We start from the raw sequence: 15,052 nt of genomic DNA, 5'->3' as shown, positions 1-15,052 counted from the left end.
CGTCAGCCGTGGGGTTCACGCGGCAGGCCGAGCAGGCGCCGGCTCAAATCGGTAACCCGATCGAGCAAGGTCTCGTCGTCGATGTCGGCGACCAGCGGATGCATGACAGCCGTGCTGAGCGCCCCGGAGAACATGGCGGCCTCGATCCGCCCGTCCAGGCCCGCATCACTTAGCAGCACCCGGTACAGACGGTCCATGAAAAGTTGAAATGGCTTGTGCTCGGCCAGCAACCGGACGACGACGGGATCGAATTGCAGCGTGCGCACCAACCGGCGATCGCGAACGGCCATCTCAACCACGCGCACCAACAACGCGTCCCGTGCCTGGGGGCCGTCGTCGTATGCCTCGGCCTCCTCGAGGGCCGGCTCAAGCCGGCCGAGTTCGCGCTCGGTCACGGCGATGACGATCTGTTCTTTGGTCCGGAATTGATGGTAGACAGCGGCTTTCGTGATCCCGACGGCGTCGGCGATCATCTGCAGTGACGTGCCGCTGACACCGTGTGTGGCGATGAGATCCAGCGCGGCATCGAGGACCCGCGTCCGGGCCGGGCTGTGCTCGATGAGCCAGAATTGCTCACCGGTGACGGGCTGCCGTGCTGTTCCCACGCACCGAGACTAGACGACGCCCTTGACCGTGGCTAGCCGATCGGCTAGCTTCGCTCACTAGCCGTGTTTCGGCGGCGATTTCGTGCGGGGAAGGAGTTTCGATGTCCGACGTCGGCGGAAACGATGCAGACAGTGGCGAATCCACCCGGACCGCGTCGCGACGAACCGACGGCGAGCTCATCCTGCTCTGGACGTTGCCGGTGGCGCTGATCCTTTGGATCGTCTCCTTCTTCCTGTTCCCGGGATTCAACCCGCCGATGTCACCCACCATGCCCGCGGATGAGGTGGCCGCCTTTTACCGCGATCCGGGGCACATTCCGCAGATCCGTTCGAGCATGATCTTGTTCAACTGGTTCGGGGTGTGCCTCGTGCCGATCCTGGCCCTGATTGTGCTGCAGATCCGCCGCATGGCCCATCGGACGCCGATCTTCTCCTACGCCATGCTCGGATGTGCGGCCGGCGGGCCGACGCTGTTCCTCGTCGCCAATGTGTGCTGGCTGCTGGCCGCCTTCCGGCCGGAGCGCAGCCCCGAGCTGACTCAACTGCTCAACGACCTCGGCTGGATCACCTTTACCATTCTGGTCCCATTTTTCATCGGGCAGTGCGTAATCCTGGCCCTGGCAGTCTATTTCGATGATCCGTCCCGCCCGGTGTTCAACCGCTGGGTGGCACACTTCAATCTTCTCGTGGGGGCTGCCCTCGTGCCGGCGTCGTTCGTCGGCGTTTCGTTGACCGGCCCGCTGGCCTGGGACGGCTTGCTGTCGTTCTGGGTGAAGAATGTTGCCATCGCCATCTGGATCGTCGTGATGGGCTTTGTCTTGGGCCAGGCCGTTCATCGCGAACGTGCCGAGAACCGCGGGCGCCCAAACGACTTGGCGACCGCATGAGTGCGGTGATCACCCCGCCCACGTCCCCGGCAACGCCGCCCGAAGGTCCACTGCATCACCGGATCGGATGGCACCTGAGGTGCGACCCCAAGCGAGAGCTGTGGTTGGCGTGGGCTGTGCTCATGGTGTTCTACACCCTGTTCTTCCCGATGTTCTTCATCGTGGCGCAGGTCCAGCCGCCGCCGGAGCCCACCTGGGACCTCGCGACGCAGGCCCACTGGTTCGCCGAACGTCACCTCGGCATACCCGTCGGTTTCGGCGTCATCTTCGCCATCAGCGGCATGACCGCGGTCAACAACGCCCTCATCGCGTATTCGATGCGGCGCATGTCGGTCAGCCGCGCGTTCGGCTATTCGTACCTCGTCATCTACTCGCTCGCCGCGGTTCCCGGCATGCTGCTGCTCAACATCGCGCTGATCGTCGGCACGCTGCGCCCGGAACGCGACCCCCGGGTGATCGGCTGGCTCTATGACTTCGCCTTCTTGTCTTTCGACGGGACGATGGGGGTGTTTTTGATCGGTTCGCTCATCTGGATGGTGGCGATCCTGCTCGACAAGAATCGCGTCTTCCCCAAGTGGTTCGGATATCTCAACCTGTGCAACGCGCTGACCGAGGTGGTCGTGGCGCCCTGCTGGATTTTTAGGCGCGGCGTGTTCGCGTGGAATGGCGAGATCGCTTGGTGGCTGGACATGGTCGTGTTCGGCGTTTACCAAGTCACCTTCATCGTCATGCTGTTTCAGATGATCCGACGCGAAGACTTCGGTACCGGACCCCTGCCCGCGCTGCCGCAAAAGAAGGCGGCTGCACGATGACAGACCTGGCGCAAAAGCGAGGACGGGACAAGGCCGTACCGGGGCAGCCCGACATGTGGGCCTTCGTATTGTTCGAGACCCTGGTTTTCACCGCGTATTTCGCCTTTTACCTGTTCTCACGGGGCCGCAATCCCGAGCTGTTCCTGCACTCGCAGGCCCACCTCGACCTGCGGGTGGGAGTCTTCAATACTTTGGTTCTGTTGCTCAGCTCATGGTCGGTGGCGAGGTGTGTTCAGTCGGCGCGTGCCCGCGCTTACCGGGCGGCCCTCAGGGACGCCTTCATCACGGCCGCATTCGCCGTGGTGTTTTTGTTTTTCAAGGTGTTCGAGTGGGCGCGGTTGATTCAAGCCGGAAATGGCATAGACCGCAACGACTTCTTCATGTACTACTTCTTTCTCACCGGGATCCACTTCGTTCACCTGCTGATCGGCTTCGTCGTCCTCGGCGTCATCGTCTACCAACTCCGGAGTCCGGCACGGCGCTCCCAGGAAATCGTCGAAACCTGCGCAACGTATTGGCACACCGTCGATTTCCTGTGGGTGCTCATCTTCGCGCTGCTCTACGTGGTGAGGTGAGCCAGTGAAATTCAACAAGAGGCTGCTGTTTGTTTGGATGATCTTGGCCGCGCTGACGCTGGCTTACCTGTGGATAGATCGCTCCGCCGGTGGGTTGCTGAAGTCCAGTGCGGTGGTGACCTCGAGCGTCATCGTCATCGCACTTATCAAGGTGCGCATCATCTTTCGCGAATTCATGGAAGTGCGAGACGCCCCGGTCCTACTGTGCCGACTCACCGACGCATGGGTGGTGCTGATCGCCGCCGTCTTGCTCGGCAGCTACTTCGTCGGCATGCAGGTCCGGTAGCGCTCGCCGGTGACTAGGCCACCGGCGCGATCGCGTCCGCGGTGGTGAATCTCAGGTGCAGTTCGCTCAGGCCCCGCAGGATGTACGTCGGCTCGTAAGTGTAACGACGATCGGCGGCAGGCCCGTGATGGGCTTCGTCGATTTCGATGTGCGGCATCCGGTCCAGGATCCGCTCGATCGAGACACGCCCCTCGACGCGGGCGAGCGGACCGCCGGGGCACGAATGCACGCCACGGGCGAACGCCATGTGTTCGCGAACGTTCTTGCGCCGCAAGTCGAACTCGTGTGGGTTCTCGAACCGGCGCGGGTCGCGGTTGGCGGCGCCCGGCAGGATCATCACCACGGTGCCCGCGGGGATGTCGACACCGCCGATGGTGGTGGTCTTACGGGCCAGCCGCGAGTCGCTCTTGACGGGGCTGTCCATCCGTAGCGATTCCTCGATGAAACCGGGAATCAGGCTGCGGTCGTCGCGCAACTCTTGCTGGATATCGGGCCGGTCACCGAGCACTTGCAGGGCCGCGCTGAGCAGCTTCGCCGTGGTCTCCTGTCCGGCGGCGAAGAGGAACGTCGCCGAGCGGACCACCTCGATGACCGGTGGCGTCGATCCGTCCGGATACTTGGCTTCCGCCAGGAAGGTCAACACGTCGCCGCGGGGCGCACCGCGCCGATCCTCGATGTAGTGACAGAACTTGTCGTCGAGCCACTCCAGCGGGTTAATTCCCACCGACTCGTGGTCGAGGGCACCCACCCGCGCCTCGGGGCGATCGGCACCCAAGACCTTACGGAACTCTTTGTGGTCGGATTCCGGAACTCCGAGCAGGTCGGCAATCACCAAGGTGGCGAACGGCTTGGAATATTCGGCGATGAATTCGCACTCACCGATGCCGAGGAACTCGTCGAGTTGACGGTCGGCGAGGCGCCACATGAACTCCTCGTTCTGCTTGAGCCGGCTCGGGGTCAGCAACTTGGCGAGCACCGACCGGGCCTTGGTGTGGTCCGGTGGATCCATGGTGACCATGTGCTCGTTCATCGGGAAATAGCTGCGATGCGCGTCGATCTGGGGGCTGATGTCGTCGCCTTCGGGCGTGAACGGAAGCGGCGGGAAGGGTCCGCCGAGGGCGACGATATTGGAGAACGTGTCCGGGTCCTTATAGATTTCGCAGGCTTCGTCATAGCCGGTGACGGCGACGACCCCGTAGTGCGGCAGCCGCAGCACCGGGTTCTGGCTGCGCAGGTAGTCGAAGTAAGGGTGCGGATCTGGGACCAGTGACGGATCGGTGAAGAAGTCGATCGAGTCGAAGGTGCTCATCGGATTGCGTCTCCCTGCGCTGGGTCTACCGGTGGTATTCGGCGGCAAACGGTACCGCCGCCCGATTCCGAGATCGAAAATGTGCTGAGCACCTGCTTAGCATGGCGGTAATGTCAGGGTCAAGGAGGCAACGCCGCATCACGATACGATCCGTGTGGTCGGCACGGGATGGCACACAGTACGGAGCAGGGACATGACATCGGCCCGCAGAATCGGGGCGCCGGACGCCAAAAATCGTGGTCTTTTGCTCGATGCCGCCGAGCAGCTGATGCTCGAGGAGGGCTACGCCGCGGTCACGTCGCGCCGCCTCGCGAACAAAGCCGGGCTGAAACCTCAACTGGTGCACTACTACTTCCGGACCATGGAAGAGCTGTTCCTGGAAGTCTTCCGACGCCGCGCGGAAGAAGCGCTCGAAGTGCACGCGCAAATGCTGAAGTTGCCACAGCCGCTGTGGGCGCTGTGGCGATTCGGCACCGATCCCGCCTTCACACGGATTTCCATGGAATTCATGGCGCTGGCCAACCACCGCAAGGAGATGCGCGCCGAAATCGCTTATTACGCAGAGCGTTTTCGCGAAGAACAGCGCCAAGCGGTGGCTACGGCCCTGGAGCGCTACGGCTCCAAAATCCAAGACGGAGGTCAAGACATCGACATCCCTCCGGTGGTGTGGACGGTGTTGATGAGCAGCCTGTCGCGGTTTCTGGTTCTCGAGCAGGCGATCGGGATGTCCGCCGGACATGCCGAGACGTTGGAGCTGGTGGAGAACTACTTGCGCCGCCTGGAAGGCGAACCGCAGCCGATCGAGGGTGTGCCGGAGAACTGGGTGGTTCACCAGTTCCGCAGTGAGCAAAGCACGCCTTTGGGCCCGTCCTTGGATACGACGACGGCGCCGTCTACCGCCAGGTCGCAGTGAAGTCCCGGCGTGCCGGGTTCGGTGCCCGTGCTCGCCACGACCATCGCGTACACGTCGGGTTTGGCCAAGTCCAGCTCGTAGCTCCACGGTTTGCCCGGGGCGATATCGATGTCGACGTGTGGTGTGAATGAGTAGGTGTTGTGGCTGTAGTCGGAGAATTTCTCCGGCTCGTGGTCCAGGTAGTAGATGCTGGTGTAGATCGGATTCTGCGCGCTGACCGTGTACTTGACGTGATGCATGACCGGGTCATCGGCATGCGCCCGTCCGCTTCCCACCAGTAGACCCGCCGCTGCCAAAAGAGAAGCAAGCGACACGACGGAACCGACACCCATCGCTGTCTTCAAAGTGGTCATGACGCTCCTCCGGACGCCGGACGTGATTTGGTGTTGCGGGTCATGATTCGTTCCGCGGCCTGCCAGTGCGGGTCGGCAACCCATAACCGTGCGAAGGATGCTATCGCCTCGTCCGGGGAAACTCCGCGGATTACCCGCTTTATCTCGGTCGCCGGGCGCCGGGTCAGCGACCTCGCGATGGCTCGCCATCCTTCGTCGGGCGAGTCGAAGACCTGACGGCGCACGACCTGGTCCACCAAGCCGATGCGCTCGGCGTCGACCGCCGTGAGGGTCATTCCCGAGCCGGCCAGCAACAGCGCCTTGCTCTTTCCGACCAGCGCGGCCAGCCGCTCGGCTCCACCCCAGGCCGGCATGATTTCCAGCTGCACCTGGTTGAAGGCGATCTTGATGTCGTCGGCGGCCACCCGGATGTCGGCGGCGACGGCGACTTCTGCGCCGCCGCCGAACGCGTGGCCGTTGAGGGCGGCGATGACCGGGGCGGGGAAGTCCGCCAGCTGATCGCAGATGGAGCGCATCCGCCGGGCCATCGCCGCGGCGTCCTCCTCGGTCCGCAGCGCGCTCAACTCCTTGAGGTCACCGCCGGAGACGAAAGCTTTGTCTCCGGCGCCCTTGATCACCAGCGCTTCAGCGCCTTTCGCCACATCGAGCGCCTTCTCCAGCTGGTCCATGGTGTCCAGACCGATGGCGTTGCGCGCATGGGGGCGGTCGATGGTGACCACCGCCAGCCCGGCGTCAATCTCTAGGTCCACCACGTGTTATCGCTCCTCGGCACAAACCCGATATTGGCATTCTCTTTTCGCGAGAATAACATCATCGCTGCAGGCCCAAGAACTTTCGTCCGTGAGATAGAGGTGGCTGATGCGCAACCCAATCGTGGCCGCGGCCGCGATCCTTGCCGTTGCATTGGTTGGGGCCTGCACGTCGCGGCCACCGACCCAACTCGCCAGCACGGCTTCAGTGACCGTCAACGGCACCGACCGGAATTTTCACGTCGTCAAGTGCGGCCAGCGGGAGTGGACTCGGACGATCGACATCGGCAGCGATTTTGCCGGGGCCAAACTCGTCATCGACGAGAGCGCACAACCGGCGACAGTCGAGTCGGTGCACATCCAGAACCTGGGTGGCTTCAGCGGGATGTACTCGCGAGGCGGCGACGGGACCGCGGGCATGAGCATGACCGGCGACAAATTCACCGTCAGCGGCACCGCCAACGGCTACCTGACCGCAAAGCCCGGTGAACCGGCTGACGCCACGTACAAGATCTCCGTGGCGTGTTGACCAGGCCGAACCGGCGGGCGGCGGGGCCACGTTGCGATTAGGCGCTTGTAGAGAATAGTATTCTCACAAAATGCGAAGGAGGATCTCATGGGCCAGTTGTCACACCGGGAGGACGTCCCGTTTCCCATCTTTGACGCGGATAACCACCTGTATGAGCCGCCCGAGGCGCTGACCAAGTTCCTGCCCAAGCAGTACAAGGACTTCGTCCAGTACGTGCAGATCAACGGGCGGACGAAGATCGCGATCCGCGGCCATATCAGCAACTACATTCCCAACCCGACCTTCGAGGTCGTCGCCCGGCCGGGTGCCTGGGAGGAGTACTTCAAGTACGGAAACCCGGACGGCAAGAGCAAGCGCGAGCTGTTCGGTGAGCCGATGCGCGCGATCCCGGCGTTCTTCGAGCCCGGCCCGCGCCTGGAGAAGATGAACGAGCTGGGTCTGGACCGCACCCTGATGTTCCCGACACTGGCCAGCCTCCTCGAGGAACGGCTGCGCGACGACCCGGTCGCCGTCCATGTCCTGATTCACGCGCTCAACGAGTGGCTCGACGAGGTCTGGGGCTTCAACTACCAGAACCGGATCTTCACCACCCCGGTCATCACCCTGCCGATCGTCGAGAAGGCGATCGAGGAGCTGGAATGGGCGGTCAAGCGTGGTGCACGTGCCATCCTGATCCGTCCCGCTCCCGTTCCCGGCTTCCGCGGCCCACGTTCGTTCGCGGTGCCAGAGTTCGACCCGTTCTGGGAGCGGGTCGTCGAGCACGACGTTCTGGTCGGCATGCACTCCAGCGACAGCGGCTACTCCCGGTACACCTCCGAGTGGGACGGCGCCGAACAAGAGATGCTGCCGTTCCAAACCAATGCGATGGGCATCCTCAACGAGTGGCGGCCGATCCAGGACGCGGTGGGGTCGTGGGTAATTCACGGCGCGCTCTACCGCCACCCGAAGCTGAAGGTCGCGATCGTCGAGGCCGGTTCGAAGTGGATGAACCCGCTGCTGGACGGCCTGGCCGAGGTCTTCCGCAAGGCCCCCGAAGTCTTCCCAAGCGACCCCGTCGAGATGGTCAAGAACCGGATCCACGTGAGCCCGTTCTTCGAGGACGGCATCGACGATCTGGTGAACCTCGTCGGCGTGGACCGGGTGTTGTACGGGTCGGACTGGCCGCACCCGGAGGGGTTGGCGGAGCCGACGTTCTACGTCAACGCGCTGTCGCACCTGTCCGTGGACGACCAGGCAAAGATCATGGGCGGCAACCTCGGTCGACTCGTCACGGTGTGACCCGCGCTGCCACGATCAAGGGCGCGAAGCGCCCGATGAGGAACAGCGCAAGATGACCGAGGCCCGTCAGCCATGGCAGACCATCCCCGAGATGGTCTTGAGTGCAGCGGATCGCTTCGGCGATGCCGAAGCAGTAGTCGACGGTCCGCTGCGCTTGACTTTCAGGCAGGTAGTCGAGCGGATCCGTTGCGCCGCAGGCGCCTTCGCAGAACTCGGCATACAAAAGGGTGACCGGGTCGCGATCTGGGCACCCAATTCGGCCGAGTGGATCATCGCGGCGTTCGGGTTGCTCACCGCGGGCGGCGTGCTCGTCCCGGTCAACACGCGGTTCAAGGAAGAGGAAGCCGGCGACATCATCGCCCGCAGCAAGGTGAGGGCCGTCCTGGTCCAAAAGGGCTTTCTAGACCAGGATTACGCCGTGCCCGCCGGCGTGCCGGTCATCGACCTGAAGTCCGATTTTCTGCTTAGCGGCTCGCCCTTCGAGCGTCCAGTGTGCAGTACCGACACCTCGGACATCATCTTCACCTCGGGCACGACCGGGCGCCCAAAGGGGGCGATGCTCAATCACGGTCAGACGCTGCGCATGTACGAGGAGTGGGCGACGCTCGCGGACCTGCGCGAGGGTGACCGCTACCTGCAGATCAACCCCTATTTCCACACGTTCGGGCTGAAGGCGGGTCTGGTCACGTCGTTCCTGCGCGGTGCCACAATGCTGCCCGTCGCGGTGTTCGACGTCGACACGGTGGTGGATCTCATTGCACGCGAACGCATCACGATGCTTCCCGGACCGCCGACGCTGTATCACTCGTTGCTGACGGTGACGGACAAGTCCAAGCTGTCGTCATTGCGTGCGGGAGTGACCGGCGCCGCCGACATCCCCGTCGAGCTGGTGCGTCGCATCCACGACGAACTGCCGTTTCAGACGCTGATGACCGGTTATGGTCTCACCGAGGCCGGCAACGTCACCCTTTCCCTGCCCGGCGATTCGTTTGAGGACGTCGCCACGACCGCGGGCGTGCCGTGCGAGGGGGTCGAGGTGCGCATCGCCGATGACGGCGAGGTGCTGGTCCGCGGTTACGGAGTCATGCAGGGGTATCTCGACGAGCCGGAGGCCACCGCCCAGGCGATCGATCGCGATGGGTGGCTGCACACCGGAGACCTCGGTGACTTCACCCAGACCGGGCGGCTGCGCATCGTGGGCCGCAAAAAGGACATGTTCATCGTCGGCGGCTTCAACGCCTACCCGGCCGAGATCGAGGGCTTCCTGCTCAACCACCCGGTCGTGGCACAGGCCGCGGTCATCGGTGTGCCCGACGAACGCATGGGCCAAGTCGGAAAGGCGTTTGTGGTCCGCACCGGCGATGTCAGTGCCGACGAATTGATCGCCTGGTGTCGTGACCGTATGGCGGGATTCAAGGTGCCGCGCACGGTAGAGTTCCTCACTTCACTCCCACTCAACGCGACGGGGAAAGTGATGAAGGACCGACTCCGATGAACAACGGCGATATTCATTCGATGGTGATCGCCTCGGACTATCGTGTCCCCGATCCCACCCGGGTATGGCCGCTGTTGAAGCGCAACAAGGCCGCTCTGGCAGATATCGGCGCGCACCACGTGCTGGTCTACACCTCCACCCGCGACCACGGCCGGGTACTGGTGATGATCGGCGTGCACAGCCGTGAGCCGATCGTGGAGCTGCTGCGCTCCCGGGTCTTCTTCGATTGGTTCGACGAGGCCGGCGTCGACGACATTCCCGCGGTCTTCGCCGGCGAGATCGTCGACAGGTTCATCGCGCAGCCACCGAAAGCCCCTGCGGCACCGGGCGTCGTGGTGGCCGCCATCGCGTCCGTCAACGACGTATCCCTACTGACTTCCGAAGTCAGCACGGCGATCGACAGATTCACCACCGCCGGCATCCGAAAGACGTGGGTGTTCAAGGCTTTCGACGACGATCACGAAGTCCTGATCCTGCAGGAGTTCCCCGACGAAGAAAGCGCGCGGCATTGGATCGACCACCCCGATGCCGCGGCGCAATGGATGTCGGGGGCCGGTATCGGTGCCTACCCACCATTGTTCGTCGGCCGCTTCTTCGACATGATGCGCATCGAGGCGGACTGAGGGTTCGCCGGTGTTCGTGTGCCTGTGCAACGGAGTAACCACCCAAACCGTGACCGAGGCCGTTGCAGGAGGGGCGTCGACCACGAAGGAAGTCGCCCAGGCGTGCGGTGCGGGCGCCGACTGCGGGCGTTGCCGACGCACGGTGCAGGCCATCCTGCGGTCTTCGCATCCGGATCGAACCGCCAACTCGCGCTAGAGCGTGCTTCAGCGGCGCGGACTGCCATCCGGTGATGTCGGCTGGACGAGGTCGACCAGCAGGTTGGGGATTTCGAGCCGGGGCAACATCACCTCGACGAAAACCATGCAGTCTTTGCGCTCGGCGGCGGCGGTCAGGGCGTCGTCGAGTTCGCCGTAGGTCCGGACCTGGAACGCCAGGTGTTCGGTAACCCCTAGCGCGCGGGGGACGTCCGTCCACTTCCAATTGACGATGTCGTTGTACGGTGCGGTCACGCCGTGGATCGCCCGTTCGATGGTGTAGCCATCGTTGTTGACCACCACGATGACGGGGGACAGCCCCTCACGCGAAAAGGCCCCGAGCTCTTGGACGGTCAATTGCGCGGCACCATCCCCGATGAGCAACACCGTTCTGCGGTCCGGCTGTGCGACCGCCGCCCCGAGCGCGGCGGGCAACGTGTAACCGATTGAACCCCAAAGGGGTTGCCCGATGAAGGTCACGCCCTGCGGCAGCCGATGGTCGGCCATGCCGTAGAAAGAGGTGCCCTGGTCGGCGAGCACGACGTTGCCGGGCGTGAGGGCCACACAAAGGCGGTCCCACAACATCCTTTGGGTGAGCGGTTGGTCGCGCGGTGGTGGCGGCGGCAGCGGCTCGGCCGGCGGCGACACCACGGGTGGCGACGAGATTCCGCGCCGGACCAGGATCGTGGCCAGCGCCTCGAGCGCGGCACCCATTTCCAACGGCGCGAAGACCTCTCCGGCCACACTGCTTTGATACTGGCCCACGTCGATCGTCCGGGCGGGGTCGATGCGCTGGCTGAAGAAGCCGCTGACCATGTCGGTGAACACGACTCCGGCGGTGACCAGCACGGGTGCCTCTTCGATCGCGGTACGCACCGCCGGTGCGCTGGCGGACCCCGCGTAGATGCCCAGGAAGTTGGGCGAACTCTCGTCGAGCAGACTTTTTCCCCACATCAACGTGGCGTGCGGCACCACGTCGGCCGCCAGCAACTCCTCGAGTTCTTTGATCGCCTGCAGCCGGTGTACCAGCAGGTCGGCAAGCACGGTGATCTGGTGGTCGCCGATGAGTTCGGCGGCCGCCTCGGCGAACATCGCCAGGGCGCGGGGACTGGTGCCACCGGTATAGCGGGGTAACGGTGCCTCCGGCGGCTCGGTGGGAAAGCGGGCCACGTCGGTGGACAGCAGGATGTATCCGGGGCGCTTCTGCTCGCGCACTTCGGACAGCACGCGGTCGATCTCGCGGCGTGCCGTCGCGGGCATGAGATTGGCTTGGGCGCAGGTGATTTCGCGGCTCACCCGAAAGAAGCGCTCGAAGTCCCCGTCACCGAGTGAATGGTGCAGCGCCCGCCGGGTGCCCTGGGCATCCTTGGATGGGCCGCCGACGATGTGTACAACGGGCACCTGCTCGGCATAACTGCCCGCGACCGCGTTGGCCGCGGAGAGCTCGCCGACCCCGAAAGTCGTTACCAACGCCGACATTCCGCGTAGCCGGCCGTACCCGTCGGCGGCGTAGCCGGCGTTGAGCTCGTTGGCGTTGCCGACCCAGCGAATGCGGGGGTGGGCGATGATGTGGTCGAGGAATTCCAGGTTGTAATCGCCGGGAACGCCGAAGATCTCCGAGACGCCGAGCTCGGCGAGGCGGTCCAAGAGGTAGTCACCGACGGTGTATGCGGGGTCGGCCGCGGCATCACTCACAGGCACGACGGTACGCTCGGTCGAATCTGTTCCGGGTGAGACGCCAGGCCAGTATCGTGCGGGCCATGGCACTCAAAGAATCCCGCGAGATCGTTATCGAAGCCAGTCCGGATGAGATTCTGGACGTGATCGCCGACTTCGAGGCGATGCCCGAATGGTCGGAACCGCACCAGAGTGCGAAGATTCTCGACACCGGCGACGACGGGCGCCCCCGCCAAGTGAAGATGAAGGTCAAGGTCGCCGGGATCACCGACGAACAGGTGGTCGCCTACACGTGGGGTGACAACGTGGTGAGCTGGAAGCTGGTCAACTCGTCGCAGCAAAAGGCGCAGGACGGCAAGTACACCCTGGTGCCACAGGGCGATGCGACTCTGGTCAAGTTCGAGCTTCTCGCGGACCCAAATGTGCCCCTGCCCGGCTTCGTGCTCAAGCGCGCCGTGAAGGGGACGATCGATTCGGCGACGAAGGCCCTGCGGGAGCGGGTGCTTGCGGTGAAGAAGGGTAAGTAGCCGCCGTGACGCGGGGCGGCCCGCTGGCCGGGGTGAGAGTAATCGAGCTCGGCGGCATCGGACCGGGACCGCACGCGGGAATGCTGCTCGCTGATCTGGGGGCCGACGTGGTGCGGGTGCGCCGCCCCGGCGGCTTGGCGATCGCAAGCGCGGCGAAGCCGGGCGAAGCGGGTCGCCACCAAACAGGCGGGCTCACGATGCCGGCCGAGGAGCGCGATCTGCTGCACCGCGGCAAGCGAATTGTCGACCTGGACGTCAAGACTCAGTCGCAAACGCTGCTGGAGCTGGCCGCCAAGGCTGACGTGCTGCTGGACTGCTTTCGGCCCGGGACCTGCGAGCGACTCGGCATCGGGCCGGACGAGTGCGCGGCGGCCAATCCGCGGCTGATCTACGCGCGCATGACCGGCTGGGGACAGGAAGGACCGCTGGCGCCGACCGCCGGCCACGACATCAACTACCTGTCGCAGACCGGCGCGCTGTCGGCGCTGGGCTACGCCGACAGGCCCCCGATGCCGCCGCTGAACCTGGTCGCCGACTTCGGCGGCGGCTCGATGCTGGCGGTGATCGGCATTGCGGCCGCCCTATACGAACGGGAGCGTTCGGGCATGGGTCAGGTGATCGACGCGGCGATGGTCGACGGGGTCAGCCTGCTGGCCCAGATGATGTGGACTATGAAGTCCACTGGCGCACTGCGGGACCGACGCGAATCTTTTTTGCTCGACGGCGGTGCGCCGTTCTACGGCTGCTACGAGACCGCCGACGCAAAATACGTGGCCGTCGGCGCCATCGAGCCGCAATTTTTCTCGGCGCTGCTCGATGGGCTCGGCCTGTCACCCGACGACGTGCCCGCCCAGCACGACAAGGCTTCCTACCCACGCATGCGCGAGATCTTCACCCAACGATTCGCCAGCCGCGGTCGCGACGAATGGGCGCGGATTTTCGCCGGCACCGATGCGTGCGTCACCCCGGTACTGACGTGGGGCGAGGCCGCTGCCGATGAGCACTTGCGCAGCAGGTCTACCGTGATCACCGCGCACGGCGTCGACCAGGCCGCACCCGCCCCACGCTTTTCGCGGACGCCCGCCGGACCGGTCGGACGGCCCCCGGCGGCGACCACGCCGCTCAACGAAATCGATTGGTAGAAAGTCGTTTACGGCGAACCGGTCCGCGTCGCGATCGGCGTTGCTAAGTTGATCCTCAGTGGCCGTAAAAGCATCACGGGATTTTGTCGTCAACGCGCCGCCAGAAGTGGTCATGGAAGCGCTGACAGATGTCGGTGTTCTGTCATCGTGGTCGCCCCTGCACAAACACATCGAAGTGATCGACCGGTATCCGGACGGCCGGCCGCACCACGTCAAGGCCACCATCAAGATTCTCGGGCTGGTCGACAAAGAGATCCTGGAGTACCACTGGGGGCCCGATTGGGTTGTCTACGACGCCAAGGGCACCTCACAGCAGCATGGTCAGCACGTCGAGTACACCCTCAAACCAGAAGGTGTCGATCAGACCCGGGTGCGCTTCGACGTCACCGTCGAACCCGGACGTCCCATGCCCGCGTTCATCGTGCGGCGGGCGGCCGAGAGCGTGCTGGACGCGGCGGTGAGGGGATTGTGCGAATTGGTGAACAGCGGCAATCATCCGGCCGAGTCCTGATAATCGGCAACGTCGACATTTTTAGTCCGCACCGCCGGCGGTGCTGTTGTTAACTTGTAGGCGATGGCTGTGCAAGCATCGTCGGAAATCGTCATTGACGCGCCTTTAGAACTCATCATGGAGGCGCTCGCCGATATGGACGCGGTGCCGTCATGGTCGTCGGTGCACAAGCGGGTCGAGGTCGTCGACAAGCACTCCGACGGGCGACCGCACCATGTGAAGGTCACGATCTCGGTGACCGGTATCCACGACACCGAATTGCTGGAGTACCACTGGGGTCCGGACTGGATGGTGTGGGACGCCGACAAGACCGCGCAGCAACACGGTCAGCACGGTGAGTACAACCTGAGCCGGGTGGGCGACGACAAGACCAGGGTGCGATTCACCATCACCGTCGAACCGTGGGCGCCGCTGCCGGAGTTCTGGGTCGCCCGGGCCCGCAAGAAAATCCTTCATGCCGCGCTGGAGGGCCTGCGCACTCGGGTGATGGAGGGTTTCGGTCCGGCTAACTACTTCGACCTGAAAAAGTCGGGGCGTGGCGATGGCTGAGCTGGTGGTTGTTTGACGCGATGATGGCCTCGAACCC

19 protein-coding genes are annotated in these 15,052 nt (G+C 64.2%); 14 read left to right on the top strand and 5 right to left on the bottom strand.

The genetic code is table 11. The features are described 5' to 3' along the window. Positions 1 to 2 precede the first annotated feature (2 nt). A complete protein-coding gene (locus tag A5686_RS24685; protein WP_067939918.1) occupies positions 3 to 605 on the bottom strand; it encodes a TetR/AcrR family transcriptional regulator in 603 nt (200 codons plus the stop codon). Positions 606 to 706: 101 nt separating this feature from the next. Between A5686_RS24685 and A5686_RS24680 the strand changes: the two genes are divergently transcribed. From A5686_RS24680 to A5686_RS24665, 4 genes are read left to right on the top strand one after another with little or no spacing between them, the layout of a single operon-like run. Next, a complete protein-coding gene (locus tag A5686_RS24680; protein WP_067939915.1) occupies positions 707 to 1,492 on the top strand; it encodes a hypothetical protein in 786 nt (261 codons plus the stop codon). Then, positions 1,489 to 2,304, top strand: coding sequence for a hypothetical protein (locus A5686_RS24675; RefSeq protein WP_067939913.1), 816 nt, complete (start codon positions 1,489 to 1,491; stop codon positions 2,302 to 2,304). Before A5686_RS24680 ends, A5686_RS24675 begins: the two co-directional genes overlap by 4 nt. After that, positions 2,301 to 2,879, top strand: coding sequence for a cytochrome c oxidase subunit 3 (locus A5686_RS24670; protein WP_067939911.1), 579 nt, complete (start codon positions 2,301 to 2,303; stop codon positions 2,877 to 2,879). The genes A5686_RS24675 and A5686_RS24670 overlap by 4 nt, the downstream gene beginning before the upstream one ends. 37 nt (positions 2,880 to 2,916) lie before the next feature. Beyond that, the gene (locus tag A5686_RS24665) at positions 2,917 to 3,165 is read left to right on the top strand and encodes a cytochrome C oxidase subunit IV family protein (RefSeq protein ID WP_067940072.1); all 249 of its coding nucleotides are present in this window, start codon (positions 2,917 to 2,919) and stop codon (positions 3,163 to 3,165) included. A 13-nt stretch (positions 3,166 to 3,178) separates the two neighbouring features. Here A5686_RS24665 and A5686_RS24660 read toward each other — a convergent pair whose 3' ends face one another. Beyond that, positions 3,179 to 4,474, bottom strand: coding sequence for a cytochrome P450 (locus A5686_RS24660; protein WP_067939908.1), 1,296 nt, complete (start codon positions 4,472 to 4,474; stop codon positions 3,179 to 3,181). Between the two features lie 193 nt (positions 4,475 to 4,667). Here A5686_RS24660 and A5686_RS24655 point away from each other — a divergent pair, with 193 nt between their 5' ends. Continuing rightward, entirely contained in the window at positions 4,668 to 5,387 is a 720-nt protein-coding gene (locus A5686_RS24655) for a TetR/AcrR family transcriptional regulator (RefSeq protein WP_067939906.1), read from the top strand. Here the strand turns inward: A5686_RS24655 and A5686_RS24650 are convergent. Then, positions 5,303 to 5,719 (bottom strand): hypothetical protein, encoded by a 417-nt coding sequence (locus tag A5686_RS24650; RefSeq protein WP_067939904.1) that lies wholly within the window; start codon positions 5,717 to 5,719, stop codon positions 5,303 to 5,305. The genes A5686_RS24655 and A5686_RS24650 overlap by 85 nt on opposite strands. Before the next feature lie 17 nt (positions 5,720 to 5,736). Further along, a complete protein-coding gene (locus tag A5686_RS24645) occupies positions 5,737 to 6,492 on the bottom strand; it encodes an enoyl-CoA hydratase/isomerase family protein (protein WP_067939902.1) in 756 nt (251 codons plus the stop codon). Between the two features lie 106 nt (positions 6,493 to 6,598). Here A5686_RS24645 and A5686_RS24640 point away from each other — a divergent pair, with 106 nt between their 5' ends. The 5 genes from A5686_RS24640 (at position 6,599) to A5686_RS24620 (ending at position 10,610) form a co-directional block, all read left to right on the top strand. After that, positions 6,599 to 7,018: a lipoprotein LpqH gene (locus tag A5686_RS24640; RefSeq protein ID WP_067939900.1), complete on the top strand. Its 420-nt coding sequence runs from the start codon at positions 6,599 to 6,601 to the stop codon at positions 7,016 to 7,018. Between the two features lie 87 nt (positions 7,019 to 7,105). After that, on the top strand, positions 7,106 to 8,296 hold the full coding sequence (locus A5686_RS24635) for an amidohydrolase family protein (RefSeq protein ID WP_067939898.1): 1,191 nt from the start codon (positions 7,106 to 7,108) through the stop codon (positions 8,294 to 8,296). Between the two features lie 52 nt (positions 8,297 to 8,348). Beyond that, on the top strand, positions 8,349 to 9,791 hold the full coding sequence (locus tag A5686_RS24630; protein WP_082947812.1) for a FadD3 family acyl-CoA ligase: 1,443 nt from the start codon (positions 8,349 to 8,351) through the stop codon (positions 9,789 to 9,791). After that, positions 9,788 to 10,414: a fatty-acid--CoA ligase gene (locus A5686_RS24625; RefSeq protein WP_067939896.1), complete on the top strand. Its 627-nt coding sequence runs from the start codon at positions 9,788 to 9,790 to the stop codon at positions 10,412 to 10,414. The genes A5686_RS24630 and A5686_RS24625 overlap by 4 nt, the downstream gene beginning before the upstream one ends. A 10-nt stretch (positions 10,415 to 10,424) precedes the next feature. Then, the gene (locus tag A5686_RS24620; protein WP_067939894.1) at positions 10,425 to 10,610 is read left to right on the top strand and encodes a bacterioferritin-associated ferredoxin; all 186 of its coding nucleotides are present in this window, start codon (positions 10,425 to 10,427) and stop codon (positions 10,608 to 10,610) included. 8 nt (positions 10,611 to 10,618) lie between these two features. Here the strand turns inward: A5686_RS24620 and A5686_RS24615 are convergent, their stop codons facing one another. After that, complete coding sequence (locus A5686_RS24615; RefSeq protein ID WP_067939892.1) at positions 10,619 to 12,304, bottom strand: alpha-keto acid decarboxylase family protein; 1,686 nt, start codon at positions 12,302 to 12,304, stop codon at positions 10,619 to 10,621. A 65-nt stretch (positions 12,305 to 12,369) separates the two neighbouring features. Here A5686_RS24615 and A5686_RS24610 point away from each other — a divergent pair, with 65 nt between their 5' ends. The 4 genes from A5686_RS24610 to A5686_RS24595 all read left to right on the top strand — a co-directional run bounded on the left by A5686_RS24610 (position 12,370) and on the right by A5686_RS24595 (position 15,015). Continuing rightward, a complete protein-coding gene (locus A5686_RS24610) occupies positions 12,370 to 12,813 on the top strand; it encodes an SRPBCC family protein (RefSeq protein WP_067940067.1) in 444 nt (147 codons plus the stop codon). A 5-nt stretch (positions 12,814 to 12,818) separates the two neighbouring features. After that, entirely contained in the window at positions 12,819 to 13,955 is a 1,137-nt protein-coding gene (locus tag A5686_RS24605) for a CaiB/BaiF CoA-transferase family protein (RefSeq protein WP_067939890.1), read from the top strand. A gap of 58 nt (positions 13,956 to 14,013) precedes the next feature. Further along, positions 14,014 to 14,466, top strand: a complete 453-nt coding sequence (locus A5686_RS24600) for an SRPBCC family protein (protein ID WP_082947811.1) — start codon at positions 14,014 to 14,016, stop codon at positions 14,464 to 14,466. A gap of 63 nt (positions 14,467 to 14,529) precedes the next feature. Continuing rightward, the gene (locus A5686_RS24595; protein ID WP_067939886.1) at positions 14,530 to 15,015 is read left to right on the top strand and encodes an SRPBCC family protein; all 486 of its coding nucleotides are present in this window, start codon (positions 14,530 to 14,532) and stop codon (positions 15,013 to 15,015) included. The last annotated feature ends 37 nt before the right edge of the window (positions 15,016 to 15,052 follow it).

It is taken from the genome of Mycobacterium sp. E2479 (genome assembly GCF_001667925.1).
Classification (GTDB): domain Bacteria; phylum Actinomycetota; class Actinomycetes; order Mycobacteriales; family Mycobacteriaceae; genus Mycobacterium.
This window is presented reverse-complemented; position numbering and strand designations above follow the sequence as displayed.